Origin of the sequence: Nonomuraea sp. NEAU-A123 (assembly GCF_018603905.1) — a bacterium.
Lineage (GTDB): Bacteria > Actinomycetota > Actinomycetes > Streptosporangiales > Streptosporangiaceae > Nonomuraea.
Genome location: NZ_JAHFZZ010000045.1, coordinates 18,893 through 40,941 on the forward strand (window position 1 = coordinate 18,893; position 22,049 = coordinate 40,941).

Genomic DNA, 22,049 nt, shown 5'->3' on the forward strand with positions numbered 1-22,049 from the left:
AATTAGGGTGCCACACCGAAGAGCGCGAAGAGGGTTGTCGGCTGATCTACCCGGGTGAACCACTTCCCGACGAGCCCGGACGCGCGGACGATCTGGGCGGCGTCACCGGCCTTGATCGGCTTGGCGGTGGCTGCGAGCGTGCCAAGCAGTCCGCCGTCGCCGGTCACCGTCAGCATGCGGTTGGCCATGCCGAACCGTAGCCCTTCACGGACGTGCTCGGTGAGGGCTTGGGCGCGCTGCGGGAATCCCGCCCGGATCACGGCGTTATCGGTGATCCAGGTTGACAGGTGGGTGCGGGTGTCGCGTGGCAGCGCCTCCCGGGTGCCTTTGTGGAGAACGAGGGGCGCAATCAGGAACGCCAGGTGCCAGGGCATCGCCTGGCTGGACTGGCGTTCGTACTGGATGGCCCCATTCGCGGAGATGACGGCCATGAGTGCGGGGTTGAGAAGGGCCGCCGCCTCGCGAGGTCGATCTGCCCACGCTCTCACGGGGCCTCCGACGCCCCGGTCGGTGCGGAGACGCTGAGGAGTTCCTCAAGACGGGACTGAAAGTCAGGGTGCCACCCGATCACCTGGTTCTCGGCCAGCACGTGACGCCGGCCGCGGGCGAAGAACGCGTCGTTATAGCGTGGCCGCACGTTGACCGAGGTGGAATCCCGCAACGTGCGCAGCAGCGCCTTACCCGCGGCGATCTTCGCGTCCTCGTCGGCGTCGAGCCCGAGGTCCTCGACCATGTCGGCGAACGCCCGATCCCATTCGTCGCGCAGGTTGTCCTCGAACTTCCCGAGCTCATGCAGACCGATCAGGTCCTCGGTGATCCATTTGGTCGCCTGCGTAACAGCTCGGTAGTAGTCGACGATCGCTTTGCGGAGATTCACTTCGTTGCAAGCGACCCAGCGCATCTGATGCACGAAAACACTGTCGGTATGCAGGGCGACGACGTGGCTCTCATCGACATCGGCCAGCTCCACTGTGGTGGGCAGATTGTCTTCGCTGAACTGATCACGTAGATGCGAGAGCATGGCCTGGGCCTCGCCGGCGCCCACCCTCTGGCGGCGGCGTTGCAGCATGTCCAGAGCGACTCCAGCCCACCACTTCCACACCATCGACAGGTACAGGTCCTGGTTGGCGTGCGGCAGTGCGGCCCACAGGAGCTTGCGAAGTTTCTCGTCCAGGTCATCGACGCCGAGGGCTCCATCGGCCACGGTCACACGGTTCAAGAAGATCTGCTGTTCGGCCTCGGTGAAGTCCAGGAAGCGCTGGCGCGCGTTCTCGGTGATCTTGTTCATCGACGTGCGTGCCGCGTCGTTGAGCTTGATGACCGCCGCCTGGGTGTTGCGGGAGTCTCGCCGCAGAGCATGGGCGGCGGTATTGGCAGCTGCCACGGCCGTAGTCAGCAGGATCAGCGCCGGACCCTGAGGATCTGTGGGTTGCGCGGTGTTCATCCACACCGTGAGCGTCTTCCACAGGTCGACGTCCTTGTCGCCCAGCGCGGTGGCGGAGCCGATGTGATGCTTGGCTTGCAATAGTTCAACCGGGGAACCGGCCTGTTCCCAGGCAACATCATCATGAGTCTCGATGCTGATCGCCTGGTCCGGCCGGTCGGGAGCCCGCTGGAGCAGTTCGATCAAACACCAGTTCACCTGGTAGAGATACCCGATCGCACTCGCGGAGGCGTCGTGCTGACCGGCAGGCATAGATCGAGTCTCTATCGGTCCCGGACCCCGTGTCCAGTGGCGACCGATGAGCGCCTGGTTGAGGGGGTGGATGCCAGCGGCGCTCAGGTGCGGTTCCAGACGGCCGGCGCGCTCGCTCCCCACAGTTCGGCGAGCGCGGTACCGATCTCGGCGAGCGGACGGTCGCGGCCGAGCAGCGCGGTGACGCGGTCGATGGCCGAGGCGTAGGCGCGGTGGGTGTGGGTATTTGGCGGTGCGCAACGACCGGCCAGGAGCCCGTCGTGACCCCGCTCGGTCAGTTGGCAGCCTGGCGCGGCGCCTAAACCCCGCGGATCAGACAGGACCAAACGCCCTCTTTATGCCTCTTCCAAGATCCAGACTTGGCTGTTGCCCTTGCGTTCCCACAACAGGACTACTGTGTCGTCGTCACGAGAAGCATCTTTTACGTCGACGTGCAAATCGATGTCGGGATGGATTTGCACACGGTGCCCTCCTTCGTCGTCGGAGATATGCCACAGGACTTGCTCCTCCGAAGTGTGAAGTGCGCTTCCCAACCCTTCACCGTCGTGACTAAGGTAACGGCCAGACTGGATGTTTCGAAGCCACCACAGGCGGCGGGGGCCATCCCGATTCACCTCCCACTTCTGATTATCGCCGCCGTTGCGCCCCCATGCTCTGACCCAATGGTTGTCTTGGTTCTCATCCAGGCACGTATCGGTGTTCTGGTTCACCAGCACGTAGACACCCCCTGCATGCATGTAGATGTCCTTTCCGAACCACAGGTCGGGGCGAGGCAGTCGAGCACAATCGGCCGCAATCCAACCACGCCAGAGACAAGTTGATCAAGCTAGGGTCTGCCCGGTCATCACTGAGGCGGCTTGGAGCCCTGAGGCGGACCGGCCGACCGGCTCCCGCATCGCTTCCGGCCAGGTCGGCCTGGTGGAGAGGTGCTGGACGCCACCAGGAACGTGGTCAGCGGCCCCGCTGACGATTCCACCGCCTGCGCGACGTCCCGAGCCATGTCAAGCAGGAGTCTGAGGTCCACGTCCGGGTCGATCCCGAGTTCTTTCAGCCGCCGCAAGGCGCTTTGAGCGCCAGCCAACATGCCTTACGCGCCTGGAAAGATCATCACGCTCTGACCTGCGAGAAGGTACCATCAACCCCAGATAACGATCGCACGCCTTCGGCGATCAGCTTGCTGATTGGCACCTCGAGCCGGTTCTTCACGTATCAGTCCCACAGGACCTGCTTGCTGCAGTGCACTCCGTCGAACATCAGGCGGCTTCCGGCTACATCAACTTGGGTTCTCCCGCGCGGGAGGAGGACCGGAAGTTTCGTTGCACCCCGAGCCCGCAGACGTGTCCCCACGCTTGGGGAGATGGGGCTCGCACCGATGAGGCCGCTATGGGTTCTTGGCCTCGCCTGGCGACACCTCGGATGGGGTGCGGCGCATCTCCTCTTCGAGAGTCTCGAGAACGGCCCGTGCCACCGCTCGCACGCGGGCACGATGCCCGGTCAGCTCCCTGGCGAAGCCTTGGGCGGTGCGACCGACCCAGATAGCCTGGCCGCCGAACTGGTTACAGGCGGGATCGAGCGCCGTCTCCAGCCGGTCCACATGCGCCCTGGCCTGGGCAATGAGACGCTGTAACTCCGCATGGCGCGGATTGGGTACCGGAGCCATCGGCTTCCTAGATGAATTCGTTGAATGGCTTGCAGTGAACTATCGAACATTATGAGACTTGTCCGGATGCTTGCCTGCCATCGGAGGAAAACAATGACAAATCCGGCATGGCGCGTGCTTGCGGCGCCCCTAATCGCGCTTTTCGTGCTGGCCGGATGCGGGGCAGCGGATACTCCCGACGCGCCCACGGCCGCCGAAGCAGGCGCGACGCTCAAAGAGCACATCACCCGAACCTTTGAGGGAGCTCAAGCCAAGGACGTCAAAGTCACGGATCCGGGTGGCAAGGACGTTCCCTGCATTGAGGGCAAGGTCAAGCGCACGTACGCGGCCACGGCAAGGAACGATATTGGATCAGGGGATCCGAACACGACACTGCTGGCCATGGTCGGCGCACTCGATCTCGTCGCCGAATACGATCTGAAAGCGCCCGCGCAGCCCACAGAGCAGGATCTTGCCAACAATAAGTTCAGGACACATATCGTGCTGTCGTCACCGGCAGAGCACGTCATGGTCATCCGCGGCGAGACGGACTGCCTTCTGCCTGGCTGAGTTCATCGAATCGCTTCCACTCGTCCTCCGCCGTGTCCTTGGTTCCGCGGAACAGCACGTCCAGCTGCTTCGTCGCCTCCCCGATGCGGTTCTTGTCGGTCAAGCCGGATCCATTGGCGATCAGCCAGTTGTTCAGGTTCCGGAGAGTTTCCTTGCTCTGAGCTAGCTTCTCGAAGGGCAACAGCTGTCCGTTCTCGTCGACGATCGGCGGTACGTTGAACCGTTCGTCCGCCGCCGACACCTGCGGTCTGAACCCTTCGGCCATCAACGTGTCCACCAGCCATCTTCCTCTCACCAGCGCAGCCAGCCTGGTCTTGTCGTCAAGAGCGTCCAGCCGCGTCTTGTCGACCTCGGTCAGGTCGTTGAGCATGGCTCCCGCCATCGTGCTCACCGCGATCCAGAGCGGCTGCCCCTGCAATGCCACGGGCACCCCCGCCACGTTTATGAGGAACCCGAGCTTGGCGGTCTGCTGTTCGCGGAACTCCTTGTCCTGTTCGTCGAGCGCGCCTTGTACCGCTCGTTCCGCGGCGAACTGCATGCCTGCCGTGTATCCGAGCGCTTTCATCACCTGTTCCAGGTGGTCGATCCCCCGGTTGCCGTCCGCCTGAGCCGCCGCGGCCATGAGCCGATCGGTCAATTTGCCCATACCCTCTTCGAAAGGTGCGATGGTGGCCGGGGAGTTCGCGAACAACTTGACGAACGCGTAAGTCTCCTCGGGCGACAGCCGGAAGGCGGGCTTCAGTCCCGGCACGAGCGTCTCCACCGGCCCGAAGGCGCTGCCCTGCGTACGGTTCGTATCGCCGAGGTTGGCTCCCTCGGTGATCTCAGTGGCGTACGCGCCGGCGATCTCGGCCAGGTGTTTTCTGGTCGCGTCATCGAGGCCTCGGGGCCTGATCCCGAGCTGCTGCTCGGCTGGGGTGGGTTCGTCAAGCTCGGGCAGCGCCCGTATGAGATCGAAGGCGAATTTCGCCGATTCGGGAGAGTGCGCCCCGTCTTTCTCGTCGTAGGCTCCCGCCGCAGCCGCGAGCATCCGCCCAAAGGCGTCCGCCGCCTCGGGGCCAGAGGACACATCCCTCCTGGTCTTCCAGCTGAGGTCTCGCAGCAGCGCCGACAGCGGCACTCCGTCCTTCCGTACCGCGACCAGGGCCAGCCGGGCAGCGGCGGGATTGTTGCCCAGCGCGTCTAGATATCCCGCCATTTCCTTTCCCTGGAGCCCGCTATCCGACGTCAGCGCGTGCGCCCTCACCACCTTGGCGAGCCACTCGGGCGGAAAGTCCCCCGCCCGGAGCAGCCAGCCCAGCGCGCGATCACCGGGCTTACCGGGCCCCCGTGCGAGCTCGTTCTTGAGCTCGGCGAAACCAGGCACATCCGTACCCGTGAACACACCGGATCGCTCACTGTACGCGCGCGAGACGACACCCCCGCCACGCACCGCGGTGCCGAAAGCACGGCTCACCACATCGATCGCCTTCTCCGGGTCACGCATGCCCGCCCGCAACTTGCCGACAATGTCGAGCGTGCCCTCGACCCCGAGGCCGGCGAAGAACGCCGCGGTGAAATCCGGGTCGTCGCGGTGGGTGTCCAGTTGGGCGATGAGCGCGCCGAGTTCGTCATCGTGGGGCCGCTCCATGAACGGTCCGGCTCCCGACCTCGCGTCCCTAAACCGCTCGGCCAGCTGCGAGCCTTTTTGCCTGGCCTCGCTCTGTGACATGAGCCGGCTCTCGTCGAATGGCAGCAACCCGATCCGCCAAGGAGTCAAGGCGTTCGCCGCCCTGGCGATCTGAGCACGGCGGCGCAGCTCCGGCAGCTTCACATCCAGCCACGACAAGGTGGCGGCGAGCGGCTGCAGATCCACCGTGGTCAGCCTCGCTTGCTCCAGCAGCCGGCGCAGCGCCCCGGCCTCCTCGCCGACACAGTCCCCACCCCTCTTGAACGTGGTGATGAACATGTCCATGAGCTCGGGATCGAGCCCGCTGTAGTCAGGGGACAGTGGGCCGGTGCCCGGCGGCGTCATTCCCACGATCGCCTCCCGCCTGTTGGCAGCGCCCTCAGGGTAGGGGCAGGACCGGCCACGCCGGGGTCGATCGACCGATTCGGCATAGTCTGACGCGCTTGTCCAGCCGCCGCCCCAGACGGGGGGGTGACCGCGTAAGACAACCCGTCGTACTGAAGACAGGCGAATACTCCCGCTGCTTGCGTGGACGTGCCGCACCCCTGTGCCCCTGCGCGGTGCACAGGGCGAACCAGCTGGCGCACAGGCTGCCTTCCAGCGCTCTGGCAGTCTCCGACATATCGTGTCCCAATGGCTTTATCCGACCTTGATCACGAGATGGCCCTCATGGCCATCGAGGAGTACGACCAACTAGGCCGCGACGCCTTTCTTGAGCGGTACGGCTACCGCGAAGCACGCGACTACTTCATCATCCACAACGGGCGCCGGTACGACTCCAAGGCGATCGCCGGCGTGGCACACCGAGGTGTGACGGGCGCGCTTCGCGCTTCGGAGTTCTCTGGAAGTGCTGCAACGGTAGGCAGGGTCCTTGGCCGCCTCGGATTCCTCCTTGGTCCAGGCCAAGACGCATCGCCTGCCGCGGCTTTCCTGGAGAAGATCAGAATCTTGGATACCGCCGTCTCGAACGGCCGTCCCAAGCGTCATCAGCCACTCACCCTGCTGTGGGCACTCGGACGAGCGGCGCAGCGATCGGAACGCCTTGTTCCTTGGGATGTCACAAGCCCAGATCAGTGCCCTCATCAAAGAGTTTGGTCTACAGGACGATCGGCTCACTCCAGAATGCCCGGTCTTGAACCTCATGCATCCCGGTCAAACAGCTGGCAGACGGCCAGCGACTCGCTGTCGACAACCACGTTTGCAATAGCTTGCTTCGATCACCGTGTACACGGTCTTGCGATCCTCACCGGCCCTGGCATACTCTGCGCCACACCACGGCCAGCCCCCGCAGCGTCGGCGACATTGTGCGCGTCGTTGAGATAACGCCACTGCGCTCCTATGTTTGAAGCATTTTAACCAGGAGGCTTTCTGTTCGCGAGTCACCTGTCAGACCAAGGCTACGTTGATGCTGTCGAAGCAATTCGGCGGTCCTAGAGGCGTCATCACGCCTTTCAAGCTGTAGTTGCAGGCGTATGATCCGAAAGTAGGTCTCCTCAGTATCCGGATCAATTTTTCGTGCCCGCTCCAGCGCGGACAGCGCTTGTTCGGCGTCGTCCTCTGAGAGCAGTTCTGCGAGCTGAGAGAGGACATCTGCTTGAGATCGAGTCAATGGATAGCGCTGGTCTTCGATCCATTCGGCGGTCAGTCCTTGGGCGAGTTCACCAGTACATAGCTCGGCAGATTTCGACAGAGCGGCGAGACGATCCGCCGGGTTGGAAGCAGTTCTCGTTTTCTCTAGCGTCGCCTCGTAATCCCACAAGTCGACGCTGATCAGTTTTGAATCAAGGCGATAGACCGCCGAGTCTTTCGTGGTTGAAGCGCTGATGAATGGTGCTTTCTTCGGATCGGGATTCTCGTAGCCGCTTGCGGCGACAAGCGCATTTCGAAGGTGGCGGAGGGCATTGTGGATGTCCTTGCCTAGATCGTCAGGCCAGAGTGCGGTGGCCAGCTGATCACGAGTCACACCGTTGGGATTCAGGGCGAGATAGGTGAGTGTGTTCAGCTGCAGCCAGCTCAGAGACACTGGTTCTGCTTGCTTACGAGCATGAACCGTGGGGTGGCCAAGGATCGCTAGGCGAACGAGGTGATCGCTCGGCCAGTCGGGTTGCTCATCGTTCGAGGGAGGTTCTGCCTCATCAAGGTCGCTCTGGAGAGAGGTGAGTTGCCGTACGTGGGCCGCCGCCTCCTCCCTTGTGATGTGGAACAGCTGCGCGCCGGCAAAGAGATCGGCCTTGCGACCTTCGGCTGTCTCCACGCGGTGCGCTTCGCTAACGTCGCAGGTGGTGCCACCTGGCCAGGGCCCCAAGAACATGGCGCCGACTCCCGCGCTCTGGGCGCAGGTGAGAGGCGGGGTTACATGCTCGTAGACCTCGTCATCGAGTTCGGTGATGAGCAGTACGGCGGGCAGTACTTCGCCCGGGTCTCGCTGGCGCAATTCCCCGATGTCCGACGACTCGCGTTCGACCACCATTCGCCTGCGCATGAAGAACGTTTCCTCGAAGTGTCGCAGTGCGCTCTCGTGCGAGGGAGCGAGCACCAGCCCCGGCAGCGCCGCAGCGATCTGCTGAAGGTCGTCCTCGGGAATGCCGAAGAGCTTTTCCGCCAAGGCCGTGCACACGAGGACCTGGGTGCGGTAGTTGCTCGACTGGCGGAGCAGGTCAACAACGAGGTAGCGGATGACATCCAGGGCGCCTGAACCGATGAAGCCCACCCCAGGACCTTCAAGGTCTACACCTATCGGCGAGCCGTCTGGGCTCTGCCCGATGTGAGCCTGTTCAGGTACATCAATGCAGTAGTCCCGCCGGATCAACTCCCCGTCGGAAGGCATCGGCTCATCCCGCTCAGCGAAGCTCTGGCGATGGGCGCGGTGAAGTTCCCGAATGGCTGCTGGGGCGTCCGGTTCGGAGGTTATGGTCACCGCTTCTGAGGGTGTGGGCGGGATGCGCCTGCGGCGTCGATGGAGACGGCTGGCGACGTAGGCGGTACTGATTCCGGAGACATACGCCAGGGCAACGAACGAGCCGGACGGTAGGTGGATGGCGTCCCTGGTTCCGGTCTCGTGTGAGAGCCGCGTGGTCGATGGTTGAGGTCGTGGAGCACTCGATTGGTTCGGTTCCGGGGTGCGGTTCGTGGCGCGAGGCTGCTCGATCTCCGGCGCTATATGGGCAGGCTTGTGGCCCTTAAAAGGAAGACGGAGTTTCCAGCCGGGCTGGATCACAGCCGGGTTCCTGAAGGTCTGTCCCTCCGGCTGTCGTGAGCCCGCGTTCTGCTTCCAAATCTTTGGCCAGCGGCGTGGGGTGCCGAGTTCCTTGTCGGCGATCTTCCAGAGTGAATCACCCTCCTTCACGTGGTAGACGCGCTCTCTGGAGGGCGGCTCTGTGGTGACCGGTTGGTCGAGGGGGTGCACGGGCGCCATGGAAACGACCGGTGGTGCTGCCGCGGCGTTGCTCACGCTCGGGGCGATGACGGCCAACGATGCGGAGGCGACCAGGTATGCGGCCAGGCGTTGCATGCCGCGCAAACCGGGAAGCTGCGGGACGAGTCGTCGGCCTCGCACATTGGCGATGATCTCGCAACTGACGGAGAACGAGAACGCGGCCCAAGCGCCCCAGGCCACGAGTTCCAGAGCAGCGACGAACAGAGTGCCGTCGTCAGGAGCGGCCAGCGTACTCTCGATCTGTTCCTGGCTGGGTAGATGGTCAGGAAGCGGAAGCCCCGCGACCTTGTAGAACATGACAGGGAACCCGACCACGACAGCGAGCAGGACGGCGGATGCGGCCAGCGCGCGCAACAGGCGGAGCACCATCATCGATTCGGCCCTTCGACACCGGCTACCAGGTCAGCATTGGCCTGAGCAGTCATCGACACCGAGGACAAACCCACCAGAGAAAGCACCCAAGTCGGCCTGGTCACGGTCACGGTGACACGAACGGAAGTCGGGCCGGAAATGGTGACATTGCCTTGATGACCGCTGCTGGTCAGGTGAGCTTGGGCAGCGCGAAGTGCGGCGCCTCGGTCGATGACGAGTTCGTCACCGCGGTAGGCTGCGGCGCGGTCGACTTGTCCTGCTCCCGCTCGGGCGGCCTCTTCGGCGATACCGACCGCTTCCCATCCCGCTCGCAGCTTGGCGCCGACGTCCACGACAAGCCCGATGAAGAGCATGAGCACCGTGATGAAGATGAGAGCGTACGGCGTGATCGAGCCTCGCTCGGGATCTCGGATCGTCCACCTTGACATGCTTCACCTCTCTCTTCCGCGATAGGGGTCCATCGGACTTGTGGAAGTGGCATGCCGCTCGACGCTCCCTGGTAGCCCAGGCAAGGCCACATCCGCCAAGGGCACGGTGCAGGAAACCGTCGCTGCCACGTCGGCCGAGGTGCCCACCGGACGGCTGAAGCCTTTCGTGCTCACCGTCACCCTGACCGCTGTACAGCTCACGTCATGGCTCGTCAGAGAATCACGAGCACTTGCTTCGGCATTGGTGCTCGCTTCGGTCGCGGTGCGGGCGATGGAGGCCTGACGTGCGGCATCGCGGGCGGCGGCCTCAACGGCGGCACTGGCGATCGTGATCCGGCCTGCTGCGACGCCGAGCAGGATGACCAGGACGATGGCAGTGATGGCGAGCATGGCTTCCACGGTGACGCTGCCCCGCTCGTTCACGTCGTCCGCCTGGGCGTGGTGAAGCGTTCGATAGCTCCGGCGGCCTCCTCAGAAATCTCGACCGACGGCAGGAAGGGCACCAGGGACAGGGATCGGCCCCGGACGGTGACCCGGACCGTAGCAGCGTCACTCGTGCTGGCCGTACTGATCGACGTCAGGAAACCGCCGGCGGTCTGCTCGGCGTACCGCTTGGCGACGCCCGCCCCCGAGGCATGGGAGGCGCCATGCGGACGCGCGGCACGGACACCCTCTTGGGCGGCGGCCAGCGCGACCGACTGGGCGAAGAACAGCAGGCACAGCTGCATGCAGGCCAAGATGGTGAACATGACAACAGGCAGGGCTATCACCGCCTCAGCAGTTACGCTGCCCCGATCGGCACGGGAAGTTTGCACTGGTCACCTGCCTAAAGGTTGATCGAGTTCGCCTTGTCGATGATCTTGGCGGTGACGATGCCCATAACGGTGACCGCGACGAGCACTAGCCCAGCAATAATGATCATGGCTTCGGCGGACATCGCGCCCTTCTCGGGATCCTTGCGTGCGTGTTCGAGGCGGTCCTTGAGAAACCTCGTGGCAGAGGTCCAGTAAGCGGTCTCCAGCGACAGGAGCTTGAGCATGCTGCTCCCTTTCAGCTCATGATGCGGTAGATGGCGGGAAAGCAGACGAGCACCAGGAAGCCGAAGATCGACACGCCGATGGCGATAGGCATTTCGCTGGTACGGCTGTTGGCTTTGGCGCGAGTGTCGGCCAGCGCGGTGGTGCGCATGGATTGAGCCTTGGCCAGCAGTGTGGACAGCACTCGGGTGCCTTCGGATCCTGCGTCTTCGGCGATGTCGGCCAGTTCCGTCAGTTGCGGAATGCCGACCCGCTCTCCGAGGGTTGCGAGGCCACGCCAGGGCTGTTCTCCAGCGCGTTTGGCGTGCTGGAGTACCTGGGCGATCTGACCGAATACCCATCCGGTGCAGATATCCACAGGTGCCTGCAATGCCTGTGGAGGACCTGCGCCTGCGGCTCGTTCCAAGGCCACCATATCCAGGTAGGTCGCCAGGGCGGCCCGGAACTCATGGCGGCGTTCGTGGGCCTGGCGGCGGGTGCTGATGTCGGGGATCAGTGCGAACAGCACGGCGAGGACGATGGCGGAGCCCGCAGGGATAGCCCAGTGAAGGGGAAGCCCGACAAGCGCGCATAGCAGGCTGAGCGGCACCGGGAACAGCAGCCCGACGAGCAGGAAGCTGACGCGTTGGAGGTTGAAGCGTTCAACGCTGATGCCCAGCAGCGCCAGGTCGTCGCGCGGGATCGGCAACCGGGCCAGCCGCACTCTGATCCAGTCCCCGCGCGCGTGGGCAGGGGCCCCGTTGAGGCGGGCGAGCGCGGCATCGAGTTGGGGCGGCCCCGGCCGCAGTTCGTTCATCACGATCAACAGGCCGAGGCTGATCAGTGCGCCGGACACCATGGCCAGCACGTTCATCACTTCTTCCCCGGATCGTTGAGGAAGCGGTGGCCAGGGGCGGCGGTGCCGAGCCGATGCAGCCAGACCAGCGTGACGGCGTAGAAGAGTGCCACGATAGCCAGGATGCTTTGGCCGAGCGGGGTGCTGAAGGGAGCGACGTACGACTTCTGGAAGATGGCCAGGGCACTGAATCCGGCGAGAATGCCGATGATCCAACGCACCGTGGTGCGGTGCTCGGCGCGGGCCGCTTCCACCTCCCGACGGTCGGAGACGTCCTTGGCCACCAGTGCGGCGAGCTGCTGGAGCACGGCGCTGGCGCCCTTACCTCGTCGGCGGGCGACCAGGATGAGGGCGGCGGCGATGCGGTCGCCGATCGGGTCATCGAGTTCGTCGGCGAACAGGCGTAGCGCATCTTCGGTCGGCATCCTGGTGACGCGAAGCCGCCGGGCCAGTGCGGCGAGCGGGGCGGCGATAGCGGGCGGGATGTTGCGAGCCGCGCTCTGCTCCAAAGCCTGTTCCAGGGCCCGGCCCGCGATGAGCAGGTCCGACAGTCGGCGGGTCCACAGCTCCAGGGCCTCTAGCTTGCGGATGCGCTCGGTGGCAGCGCGGCCAGTCATTGCCTTGGGCAGCGTTAACACAGCGACCCCGGTGGCGACGGCGGCTACAGGCCATCCGGTCAACGCGAACACGGCGATCGACACGGACAAGGACAAGACGATCAGCCGATAGTGGGCGACGAGCATCCTGCGACCCCTGGCCCAACGCGAAGGGGGACGCACGGGCGCGTCGGTGGACCCTCGTAGCGTCGCGACGATGCCTAGTGCGCCACCTGAGATCATGGCGGCGCTGAGCCCAGCTAGGAGAGCGATGCTGTTCATCGGGTCTCCCAGCGAGCGGCAAAGGGGTCGAGCAGACTGGGATCGAAGCCGACCGCCTTGAGCTGGGGCAGGCATTGCGGGGTGATGTCGGGTACGGCTCGACCGTTTGGTCCGGTGGGTCGGTAGATGTGGTTACGGCTGGGCAGTTCGCTGTCGGCCGGTGGCAGCACCTCGAGTACCTCAGAGACGAAGCGCGTGTTGGTCGCCGGGTCCAGGCGCAGGTGCACAACCAGGTCAATGGTTTCGCCGGTGTTGAGGTGGATGACAGCGGGCGGGGTCTGAGCGCCGACGCCGCGCGTCCACAGCATGACGATCCGGTTGAAGATCTCCTCGGTGCCGTCGGCGTGGACGGTGCACATGGAGCCGGGATGGCCGGTGTTCATGGCCTCGAACATCGGCACGATCTCATCCGCCCGCACCTCCCCGACGATGATCCGCTTGATGTTCTTGCGCAGCGAGTGCGGGATCAGATCGTTCAGCCCGATAGCGCCGGCGCCCTCGGAGTTGGCCTGGCGCGCCTGGAAGGCGATCACGTTCTGATGGCGATGCGTGAGCCTGTCGAGGAAGAGCTCGTAGTCCGACTCCAGCGTGGCCAGCCGCTCGGCCGGATCGATCACGGACGCCAACGCACGGAGCAGCGTGGTCTTGCCTGCCGCGGTGCCGCCGGTGATGACGATGTTCAACCGGGCCAGAACGGCGGCGCGTAGGAAGGCGTGCAGGCTGCGGTTGATGGTGCCGAGCTTGAGCAGGTCGTCGAGGGTGACGTCGACGAGGCGATGGCACCGGATGCTTGCGCAAGGGCGGCGGGTAACGGCCATGGTGGCGCTGAGCCGTACGCCTACCCCATCGTCCTCGTCGCCAGGCCGTAGTGCGGTGTTCAGCAGCGGACTGGCGGCGGAGAACTCACGTGGATTGTAGCTCTTATGCAGCGCCCACATCTGGATCATCTTGATCAGATCGTCGTCGCTGGTGGCGACGGCGGGTCCACGTGCGCAGGCGCCGTCGTTGTAAGTGATCCAGACCTGGTCGCATCCGTTGAGGTCGATGCTCTCCACCCGAGAGTCCTTGACGTACGGCGTGAGCACTCCCAACTCGAAGCGCTCGTCGATCACGGCGTCCACGAGCCGGCGCTGCGTGGCGAAGCTGACCGGGACACCTGCGGCGAGCTGGCCCTGCGCCCAGTACTGTACCTGCGCCTGGATGACCTTTCGGGCCTCGTCGCGATCTTCGGTGTCCTTGAGGTCATCTGCGGCCGCGGTCGTGATGGCGAGGACCGCATCGCGGAACGCGAAGTCGTTGTACGGGACTGCCTGAGTCTCGGGGATAACGATCGGATCGATCGTTATCCGGGGTGGCCAGGGGCTGCTCATCGCGGCACCGCCTTCTTGGCATGGTGGTGTCTCATGGCATAGCCCAGGTGGACAGTGCCGCGCATCAGCGCGGATCGATGAAAGGACTTCTTGGCACGCTTGCCGTCCGAGAGCACCGCCGCCGACTTCGGGTCATGAGGTATCCACGCCAGCACCGGCAGGTCGAAGAGCGCTCTGCTGATCTCCTTGAGGGTGTACGGTCCGTCGCCGACGACGCAGAGCCCGACAGCGAGATCGGAGCCGACCTGGCGCTCCAGCGCGTCGAGACGTGGGCGCGCCTGAGCGACATGCCGCAGTGTCGGACGCACCAGCATGACCGCCATGTCAGACGCCGCGATCAGGTTGATCGGGGTGTCGGATCCACCGATCTGCCCGACATCGAGCACCACATCCGCTGTGTCCTGGGTTGCCTTGAGAATCTCCGTAATGGTGTCCCAGGCGCCGTCGAGCTGAATCAGATGCCGCGGATCGCGCAGACCGGGAAGCAGCAGCCACTTCCGCGTGTCGTGATCGAGCGCGATGACGTGCTGCCACACGATGTTCGGGTCCGTATCGTGCGCGGCGGCCAGCGCCAGTTCCAGCAGGCCGCACTCGTGGTCTTCCATGTTTCCGGCCAGAAACCCTCGCAGGACGCTGCCCCCCGGGGATCGCACTCGGCCAGCAGCGCTCGGCCTTCCCAGGCATAGGTGAGTGCCAGGGCAGCGGTGGTGACGCCCGGCGACCCGCCGGGACTCATCAGCGCGTACATCGACATTCACGGCCTCCTTGGATGGAGCGCCAAGGCCACACTGCCGTCAGCGGCCAGCATCGCGAGCTTGGGGCCGGCGCTGTTGTGCACGAGGACATCCACCACCATCAGCCCGTCGTTGTTCGGCCCCTTCACCTGGTCCACCACGGCCTCGATGCCGACAGACGAAATCTTGTTGCCAGATCCGGCCTGGCCCTCCGGGATGGGCACGACCAAGATGTGATCACCTGCCCGCAGCCCGCGCGCCGGAAGTCGACTCGGCTTGACCGCGATCGGAATGAGCTGCTGATCGTTCAGTGGCGTGACCTGGTCGGTGACCATCCTGGGTTGCACCAGCATGCCTCGCATGAGGTCGGTGGCCGCGCGCATGCCGATCACCCTCTGCAAGTCCTGACCGCGCACCGTGGCAACCGTCTGATCGCCGCCCACCATGGTTGTTGCGACGTTCTGGGCGGTTATGGGTTGCCCAAGCGCGACATCGCCGGTCATGACCAGAACAGATTCACGATCGCTCATCCGATTGACCGCGTGGAAAGCCAGGACCGCGCCACCTGCCACCACGAGTACCCCCAGCACCAGTGAACTGCGGCGACGCTGGCGCGGCTGCGGCACAAGCTTGGGTACCTGGGCCGGGGGTGCCTCTCCGTTGGACGACTGGCCGGGCGCAGCGGACAGTGCCTTACGAACCATTCACGAACTCCTTCCAACCAGCGCCGGGGCCTCTCCGATCCGCAGCGGGAACATCGTCGTGGTGGTGATCGGGGCCAGCGGGCCACCGCTTCCACCTGAGCCGGTCCAATTGGCCGACCAGACCAACGACACCCTGACCTGGTACTGCGAGCTAGAAAGTCCAGCGCTGGACTGGGTATACAGATGCGTGCAATCGATCTTCTGATCGTCTGGGGATTTGCCCTGGTCATAGGGCACGCCCGGACCTGAGCAGGTAAGCGTTGCCTGGCCCGCGCCGGGCTGAATGGTCAGCCGGGACGGCGTCGCGGTCACCTCAGCCCAGACCGGTCCCGCCGTGACCTTCTTGCTGATCGTGTGCCACTGGGCGGGCTCGGCCCAGAAGAACTGCCGCAGGCCCACATACCCGTTCTTACCTCGCGGCGGCGCGGTGGCAATCTTGGGCACTGGCGGCTTGAGCAGGCGCAACGCCTGCTCCATGAGCATCTCCGGCGTGACCGCGGGGGCGCCCGGATCTCCGGGAGTGACCGCGTTGAAGACGTTCCGCGTACCGTTCGGTCCGGCGTCGCACTGGAGATAGGAGATTTGGCCAACCCCCGGGATGCTGCGGCAGTTGCTGAACCCTCGACCGTTGGTGACGTGGCTCGTAGGACTGCCTGGTTCGGCTTTCCGATTGGTGGCGAAGGCGAGCCAACCGCTCTCCCAGTAGACCGCGCCCTTGTCATCGTCCGAAGGTACGGAGACGCCCGCCAGCAACATCGTTAGGACCTGGCTTACAGCGATGGCGGTTTGCATGCCGCCTCCCTGAGGCTGAGTCCCGTTAGTTGCCACTGCCCATCAGCGGAACGTTCCAAAGACGCCTTGATATTGGCCGTCGCCCTGCTGGCAGAGGTTCCAGGGATGACGAGATGGGTACGGCGATCGGCCATGGCCGTCTTCGAAACGTCCTGACAGTCGACAACCTCCGCGTACGTGCCGCCCACACGCACCTCTTTTAGACCTGGAAGCACCTGGCCGTAAGGCTCGCGGTTCCGCTCCGCCATCTTCCGGACACCTTCGACAAGATGATCGAGATATGCACCCTTTACATACGGTCTCAACAACTCACGCGCTCTGTCAGGTGATGATTTGCCTGCCTCGACGAGGACGGGCCAATACGCGACATATGTCTTAACGATTAGGTCGTGGGCGCTCGCCGGAGGCGATTGGGACGCAGATGTCGAAGTGGATGGGGAAGGCGATATTCGAGGAGGCAGCGTTGAGGGAGCTGCCGTGTGACAGGCCGTCACCGCCGTTGACGCGAACAGGATCGCTACAGCACAACCGCGAATCACCACAACCATTCGCATCTTGACTCCAAGTGATCATTCGAACGAGAAGAGTAGCGTAGGGTTGTGTCAAGCATTGATCAAGGCTCTGAGCAGCATGTATTTCGGAATGTAATCAAGGCCGACCTGCTACAGGAATGACTTGGGGAGCTCGCCCCAACCAGCCCACATTGATGGTTTCTGCAGTCGAATTTCCTGTTTTTGATAGGTGTGCGATAGGTAAGCCTGCGCAAAGGGGCCCTGCGCATAAGTCGGCGAACGAGGACAATCAGTAGGGGACGAGGACACCACCTTGTATCTCCAGGTGTTCGTAAGGTGATGGCTACAGGCTGGCCGGCATGTATCCGCCACGAACGCCAGGCGCGCGACTGGGACGTACACAGCGTGACCCGACGCCTGAGGGCCGCCGCCTGAACACCGGGGTGATCGGCCAGACAGGCGGCCAGTGCGTCGGCGGAGCGTTCATCCAGCACGTCGATGGGCCGCCGAGCATTGATGTCGACCAAGATGCTGCCTAGGGATGGCCCCGGCGCAGGGCGAGGTCATCCACCTTGTTGCGATCCCTCCAGGGTGATGACGGAGCGCTGGCCACGGGCACCGGCACGTTCCGTATCTACAAGTTGCGATCCCTCCAGGGTGATGACGGAGCCAGACCTTGCCGCTGCCGTCATGTCGAGGGGCATGTTGCGATCCCTCCAGGGTGATGACGGAGCTCGCCGGCGAACTGGGCATCGCCCTGCGGACGCTGTTGCGATCCCTCCAGGGTGATGACGGAGCAGATGGCCGTCGAGGCGTACGCCCGCTGGCGCCAGGCCAAGTTGCGATCCCTCCAGGGTGATGACGGAGCCGGGTGGCGCCCGCTCGCCGGATGGCGGTGAGGCTTTGTTGCGATCCCTCCAGGGTGATGACGGAGCCCGTCCGTGTCCACTGGCGAGCCTCCGCCGAGCCTGTTGCGATCCCTCCAGGGTGATGACGGAGCGGCTGACCGCCCTACCAGCAGGCCCTCGGACTCGTCGTTGCGATCCCTCCAGGGTGATGACGGAGCTACTACGCGGTCGCCAAATACCTCGTTCAGACGGGGTTGCGATCCCTCCAGGGTGATGACGGAGCAGGACAGCTCCGAGTTGATCCGCACGTTCTCTAGGTTGCGATCCCTCCAGGGTGATGACGGAGCCGGCCTGGGGAACGCCACCCTGGGCGAGCCCCACGCGTTGCGATCCCTCCAGGGTGATGACGGAGCTAACGCAGCCGTTCGCGCCAGGCAAGGGCGCCTGTTGCGATCCCTCCAGGGTGATGACGGAGCGAGACGATCAATGAACGAGACCAGCAAGGTTCGCGTGTTGCGATCCCTCCAGGGTGATGACGGAGCGAGACGATCAATGAACGAGACCAGCAAGGTTCGCGTGTTGCGATCCCTCCAGGGTGATGACGGAGCCCGAACCGACCTCACCCGTTGTGGCCGGGATGCCGTTCATGTTGCGATCCCTCCAGGGTGATGACGGAGCTCGTCGTGGTGCTGACGGTCGGCGTCCTGGTGATCCTGTTGCGATCCCTCCAGGGTGATGACGGAGCCATCGTCGCACTCCCGACAGAAGTCCACCTCCGCGTTGCGATCCCTCCAGGGTGATGACGGAGCCTGAGGGTCGGTGACGCTTGGGCGGAGGTGCCACGGTTGCGATCCCTCCAGGGTGATGACGGAGCTCGCCAAAGTGGCTCGCCGTACGGGTTTCCCGGTGGTGTTGCGATCCCTCCAGGGTGATGACGGAGCCGGTCGAGCTGGAGGACAAGGACGCCACGTCGTTCCGGTTGCGATCCCTCCAGGGTGATGACGGAGCGGGAGATGCTCATCCATGCCAGGCTCGCGGAACACAGGTTGCGATCCCTCCAGGGTGATGACGGAGCCGGTCGGCCGCCACCCACAGCGGGCCGTCGTGTCCGTGTTGCGATCCCTCCAGGGTGATGACGGAGCCCGCGTCGAGACCGGGTCTGGGCGGAGAGGCCACGCCTGTTGCGATCCCTCCAGGGTGATGACGGAGCCCGCGAGATCACCCGCGGCTACCTCGCCGCAGCCATGTTGCGATCCCTCCAGGGTGATGACGGAGCCAGGCACGCCAGGCTGCCGCCGGTCGCTGACCTTGTTGCGATCCCTCCAGGGTGATGACGGAGCCGACCGTACATCACCCTCGTGTCTACCCGATCCACGGTTGCGATCCCTCCAGGGTGATGACGGAGCCCGGGTTGGCTTCCCACATCTGCAGGGTTTTCTCCTCGTGTTGCGATCCCTCCAGGGTGATGACGGAGCCCTGCCCCATCGCTGAAAGCCCGGGTTTTCCTGCACGCGTTGCGATCCCTCCAGGGTGATGACGGAGCCGACAGGAACGCGCTGCCGGACGTCACCCCGGATGCGTTGCGATCCCTCCAGGGTGATGACGGAGCCTTCTGCCACCGCCATGAGTTGGAGCCAGTGGCTGGGTTGCGATCCCTCCAGGGTGATGACGGAGCCACCAGCGCGGTCGCCCTTCTATGCGGGGTTACCGGGTTGCGATCCCTCCAGGGTGATGACGGAGCCCCGAGGGTAAAGTCCCAGGTCCGAGGCGTATTTGAGCATCGTTTGGTGTGGTGTTTTGCAGCGATCCGGCGGTAGTGCAGAAGCCCAGGTCAGGATAGATGCGGCTACAAGATGGGGTCGGTGTTGCCGAGGGTTTGGCCGATGACTTCGGTTTGGATGTTGTGGGGGCCTTGGGTTCGGTAGATGAGGACGCTGTCATAGGTGGGGTCGATGTGCTCTTTGATGGCGGCAAGGAGTTTGCGGTGTTGGGCGGTGGAAAGTTCACCTTGGAAGACGCTGCGTTGGACCCAGTGAAGGTATTGACGGCAGGTTCTGAGGATGCCGGGGTTGCGTTCGGCGAGGGTGTCGTAGACGACGATGACGAACACGGCTACCACCAGGGGCGGAAGGGCTTGTAGGGGACGTCTTCGAGGCAGAGCCGGACGAGTTTGAGGGCTTCGAGGTGGATGAGTTCTTCGTAAGAGACTTTCCGACGCAGCGCTCGGTGGTAGACGGTCATAGCAAGTTCGGCGCGGATGAGTTCGGAGACTTTCTTGCGGCCGTCCTTGCTGAGAGAGGCGTTACCGACGTCGATTTCGAAGTCGCTTGGGCGGAGGGTTTTCTGGGCGGCGGCCCGTTTGAGTAGGCGTTCGGCGAAGAGCGGTTTGAAGGGTTCGGCCAGGTCGAGGGCGAGGGTGTTGCGGCGGCGGTCGCTGTCGGCGTGGAGGAACCCCAGGGCTGGGTGCAGGGGAGTGCAGCGCAGCGCGGTCAGAACGCGAGCATAGGTGATGGAGTTGACGTAGCTGATGAAGGCGTTTCCTGCGTTGGCGGGTGGGCGGCGGCTGCGGCCTTCCAGACGGAGCCAGGCCGGGAGCAAGGTGTCCAGCACACCCCAGGCGGTGCGGCGGAAGTTACCTTCGGCGCCCATCAGTTCCTCGCTGCTCTGACAGCCGGCGAGCTGTTCTGTCAGCCGAGCTAGCGGAGCGTCGAGGAGGTCGGTGTCCAGGGCCCAGCGGATGTTGGCAGCTGTGGCGGCGATGAGAGCGCGTCCGATGGTCTGACGCGTGTCGTTGGCGCTGGTGAGGGTGGCTTGGTGGCGCAGGACGTGGGCTGAGCTGGTGTCTTCGGCGGGGGCGATGGCGCCGGCGTAATTGCCATAGTGGTCGAGGATGTGGACCATGACGCCGTGACGGCTCAGCAGTGATATCGCTGAGGTGTTGATGTCCAGATGATCGAAGGCGATCAGATCGCGGATGTCCGTGATGGGCACGCGTACAGGAGTCTGGTCGGGGCGCTCGATACGGACGCTGTTGTCTTCGCGGCGGATACGGCAGGGCTGGGTGAGCCAGTAAGTGCGGGAGGCGGCTGTCATGAATCTCCCCAGCAGTAGTCGGTGTATGAGCAGCCGCGGCAGCGTGGCCGGTCCAGCCGAGGGGGAGGTTCGGGCTGGTTGATCGTTGTGCGAGCGTGGCGTTCGGTGTCTTCGGCGAGGGCGCGGGCGTGCTGGTTCCAGGTGACGGTGACCGTGCGGCGGATGAGGGGGTAGTGGATGACGCCGTGCCGTACGTTCACCCCTCGCCGTTCCAACAACAGGCAGTAGTGGCGAACCTGGGCATCGTGCTGTTCGGAGGGGGCGCGCGAGGACTTGGTCTCGTGGATGACTGCTCCGGTAGTGACCCAGTCGATCTTGGCTTCGCCGAGATCGATGTCTCGTCGGCGGGTGTAGGTGGTCTCGTCGACGGCTTCGCCATAGGCGACCGTGTCGCTGCGTTGTTCAGGGCGGTAGCCGCGCATGTAGAGCCAGAGCTGGCGGGGGCAGTGCAGCAGATATTTGATGTGGACCCCGCCGATGTCGCTCACAGAACGGTCTCCGGGACGGGCGCGGGTTGAAGGCTCAGATCCAGTCCGAGGACGGGACTGTATTCGGCGTCGATGACCCATAGACGGAGATCGCGTTTGATGAACTCTGCCCGACTGGCGGATTTCAGCGCGGCGAGTTGGGTGTAGCGGATCGGGATGAGCAAGCCCGCTGCCAGGAGGGGATCCTTCTCGGCTTCGATCTGGTATTCGTCCATGTCCGCCCGGCGCAGCACCTCGACGGTGTCGAAGGCCTCATCGAGGCTGTCGGCGAACTCGCTGCGGTCGTGAAAGGGGTCGGGAAAGGTGAGGAATGCTCGGCTGAATTCGTCGCGGTGGTGTTCGGCCTCGGCTGCCCAGCGCCGGCCCCACTCGGTGGTGTAGGCGATGTCGAGCCAGGTTTCGATGGTCTCTTCGGAGATCTCAGGTCCTGGCGCGGTAGTCAATGCGGTCAGCGAGGCGTTCAGTGCGCCCTCGTCGTACGGCCGGTTGGGGATGACCTTGGTGTGGACACGGAACTCGACCAGACCGTCGGGGTGCCAGCCGCGCCGGTTGATCCGACCGGCTCGTTGGGCGATGGCTTCGATCGGCGCCAGTTCGGTGACCCCTCGATCGAAGTCCAGGCAGAGCGAAACCTCTACAGCTTGCGTGGCCACGACCAGCCCGCCGCGCGGCGCTGTCTCCCCCGGCTCCCTTTCCGGATACCGCTCGATTATCCGACGTTCTATCTCGGCGCGATCCCGGGAACGGAAGCGCGAGTGCAGCAGCATCGAGTCGGGATGATCGAGCCCTGTGTACAGCTTCTGCGCCATGGCGACTGTATTAGAGCCTGCTGACAAAGGCTTAAGTGCTGGTGGGCAGGGGGCCGTAGAGGGCTGGTCCGATCTTGTTGAGGTAGCCCTGGTGAGACCATTGGGACAGCTGGACGCGGAAGCTGTTGATGTTCTCGAT

The 22,049-nt window shown here is 64.2% G+C and carries 23 protein-coding genes and 1 CRISPR repeat array; of the genes, 1 reads left to right on the plus strand and 22 read right to left on the minus strand.

What is annotated here, in order from left to right:
• Positions 1-2: 2 nt before the first annotated feature.
• The 6 genes from KLK06_RS58025 to KLK06_RS58045 all read right to left on the minus strand — a co-directional run bounded on the left by KLK06_RS58025 (position 3) and on the right by KLK06_RS58045 (position 3,356).
• Positions 3-488 (minus strand): three component ABC system middle component, encoded by a 486-nt coding sequence (locus KLK06_RS58025; protein ID WP_308169035.1) that lies wholly within the window; start codon positions 486-488, stop codon positions 3-5.
• Positions 485-1,696 carry an ABC-three component system protein gene (locus tag KLK06_RS58030; protein ID WP_214644488.1) on the minus strand — a complete coding sequence of 404 codons (1,212 nt, stop codon included), beginning with the start codon at positions 1,694-1,696 and terminating at the stop codon, positions 485-487. Before KLK06_RS58030 ends, KLK06_RS58025 begins: the two co-directional genes overlap by 4 nt.
• A gap of 83 nt (positions 1,697-1,779) precedes the next feature.
• Positions 1,780-2,022: a hypothetical protein gene (locus KLK06_RS58035; RefSeq protein WP_250907688.1), complete on the minus strand. Its 243-nt coding sequence runs from the start codon at positions 2,020-2,022 to the stop codon at positions 1,780-1,782.
• Between the two features lie 9 nt (positions 2,023-2,031).
• Positions 2,032-2,433, minus strand: coding sequence for an RICIN domain-containing protein (locus KLK06_RS58040; protein WP_284735445.1), 402 nt, complete (start codon positions 2,431-2,433; stop codon positions 2,032-2,034).
• A gap of 107 nt (positions 2,434-2,540) precedes the next feature.
• Positions 2,541-2,780 (minus strand): DUF6457 domain-containing protein, encoded by a 240-nt coding sequence (locus KLK06_RS63430; protein ID WP_374197213.1) that lies wholly within the window; start codon positions 2,778-2,780, stop codon positions 2,541-2,543.
• Positions 2,781-3,077: 297 nt separating this feature from the next.
• Positions 3,078-3,356, minus strand: a complete 279-nt coding sequence (locus KLK06_RS58045) for a hypothetical protein (RefSeq protein WP_214644490.1) — start codon at positions 3,354-3,356, stop codon at positions 3,078-3,080.
• Positions 3,357-3,449: 93 nt separating this feature from the next.
• Here KLK06_RS58045 and KLK06_RS58050 point away from each other — a divergent pair, with 93 nt between their 5' ends.
• Positions 3,450-3,905, plus strand: coding sequence for a hypothetical protein (locus KLK06_RS58050; protein ID WP_214644491.1), 456 nt, complete (start codon positions 3,450-3,452; stop codon positions 3,903-3,905).
• On the opposite strand, the gene KLK06_RS58055 is transcribed toward KLK06_RS58050, so the two are convergent.
• From KLK06_RS58055 to KLK06_RS58130, 16 genes are all read right to left on the minus strand, one after another.
• Entirely contained in the window at positions 3,868-5,859 is a 1,992-nt protein-coding gene (locus KLK06_RS58055; RefSeq protein ID WP_214644492.1) for a DUF6571 family protein, read from the minus strand. The genes KLK06_RS58050 and KLK06_RS58055 overlap by 38 nt on opposite strands.
• 1,051 nt (positions 5,860-6,910) lie before the next feature.
• A complete protein-coding gene (locus KLK06_RS58060; RefSeq protein ID WP_214644493.1) occupies positions 6,911-9,382 on the minus strand; it encodes a tetratricopeptide repeat protein in 2,472 nt (823 codons plus the stop codon).
• Entirely contained in the window at positions 9,379-9,810 is a 432-nt protein-coding gene (locus KLK06_RS58065; RefSeq protein ID WP_214644494.1) for a pilus assembly protein TadG-related protein, read from the minus strand. The genes KLK06_RS58060 and KLK06_RS58065 overlap by 4 nt, the downstream gene beginning before the upstream one ends.
• Before the next feature lie 3 nt (positions 9,811-9,813).
• On the minus strand, positions 9,814-10,233 hold the full coding sequence (locus KLK06_RS58070; RefSeq protein ID WP_214644495.1) for a TadE/TadG family type IV pilus assembly protein: 420 nt from the start codon (positions 10,231-10,233) through the stop codon (positions 9,814-9,816).
• Positions 10,230-10,625, minus strand: a complete 396-nt coding sequence (locus KLK06_RS58075; RefSeq protein ID WP_308169036.1) for a pilus assembly protein — start codon at positions 10,623-10,625, stop codon at positions 10,230-10,232. Before KLK06_RS58075 ends, KLK06_RS58070 begins: the two co-directional genes overlap by 4 nt.
• Before the next feature lie 11 nt (positions 10,626-10,636).
• Entirely contained in the window at positions 10,637-10,849 is a 213-nt protein-coding gene (locus tag KLK06_RS58080) for a hypothetical protein (RefSeq protein WP_214644497.1), read from the minus strand.
• 11 nt (positions 10,850-10,860) lie between these two features.
• On the minus strand, positions 10,861-11,700 hold the full coding sequence (locus tag KLK06_RS58085) for a hypothetical protein (protein ID WP_214644498.1): 840 nt from the start codon (positions 11,698-11,700) through the stop codon (positions 10,861-10,863).
• Positions 11,700-12,425 carry a type II secretion system F family protein gene (locus KLK06_RS58090; RefSeq protein ID WP_214644499.1) on the minus strand — a complete coding sequence of 242 codons (726 nt, stop codon included), beginning with the start codon at positions 12,423-12,425 and terminating at the stop codon, positions 11,700-11,702. The genes KLK06_RS58085 and KLK06_RS58090 overlap by 1 nt, the downstream gene beginning before the upstream one ends.
• A gap of 131 nt (positions 12,426-12,556) precedes the next feature.
• Complete coding sequence (locus KLK06_RS58095; protein WP_214644500.1) at positions 12,557-13,930, minus strand: CpaF family protein; 1,374 nt, start codon at positions 13,928-13,930, stop codon at positions 12,557-12,559.
• Positions 13,927-14,535: a hypothetical protein gene (locus KLK06_RS58100; protein ID WP_214644501.1), complete on the minus strand. Its 609-nt coding sequence runs from the start codon at positions 14,533-14,535 to the stop codon at positions 13,927-13,929. Before KLK06_RS58100 ends, KLK06_RS58095 begins: the two co-directional genes overlap by 4 nt.
• 149 nt (positions 14,536-14,684) lie before the next feature.
• The gene (locus KLK06_RS58105) at positions 14,685-15,368 is read right to left on the minus strand and encodes an SAF domain-containing protein (RefSeq protein WP_214644502.1); all 684 of its coding nucleotides are present in this window, start codon (positions 15,366-15,368) and stop codon (positions 14,685-14,687) included.
• Positions 15,369-16,160 (minus strand): hypothetical protein, encoded by a 792-nt coding sequence (locus KLK06_RS58110; RefSeq protein ID WP_214644503.1) that lies wholly within the window; start codon positions 16,158-16,160, stop codon positions 15,369-15,371.
• A gap of 1,086 nt (positions 16,161-17,246) precedes the next feature.
• A CRISPR array of direct repeats spans positions 17,247-19,262; the repeat unit is 30 nt; unit sequence GTTGCGATCCCTCCAGGGTGATGACGGAGC.
• Between the two features lie 104 nt (positions 19,263-19,366).
• Positions 19,367-19,630 carry a CRISPR-associated endonuclease Cas2 gene (gene cas2, locus KLK06_RS58115; protein WP_214644504.1) on the minus strand — a complete coding sequence of 88 codons (264 nt, stop codon included), beginning with the start codon at positions 19,628-19,630 and terminating at the stop codon, positions 19,367-19,369.
• Positions 19,631-19,632: 2 nt separating this feature from the next.
• Positions 19,633-20,613: a type I-B CRISPR-associated endonuclease Cas1b gene (gene cas1b, locus KLK06_RS58120; protein WP_214644505.1), complete on the minus strand. Its 981-nt coding sequence runs from the start codon at positions 20,611-20,613 to the stop codon at positions 19,633-19,635.
• Positions 20,610-21,101 (minus strand): CRISPR-associated protein Cas4, encoded by a 492-nt coding sequence (cas4, locus tag KLK06_RS58125; protein WP_308169038.1) that lies wholly within the window; start codon positions 21,099-21,101, stop codon positions 20,610-20,612. The genes cas1b and cas4 overlap by 4 nt, the downstream gene beginning before the upstream one ends.
• The gene (locus KLK06_RS58130) at positions 21,098-21,910 is read right to left on the minus strand and encodes a hypothetical protein (RefSeq protein WP_214644507.1); all 813 of its coding nucleotides are present in this window, start codon (positions 21,908-21,910) and stop codon (positions 21,098-21,100) included. The genes cas4 and KLK06_RS58130 overlap by 4 nt, the downstream gene beginning before the upstream one ends.
• Positions 21,911-22,049: the final 139 nt, after the last annotated feature.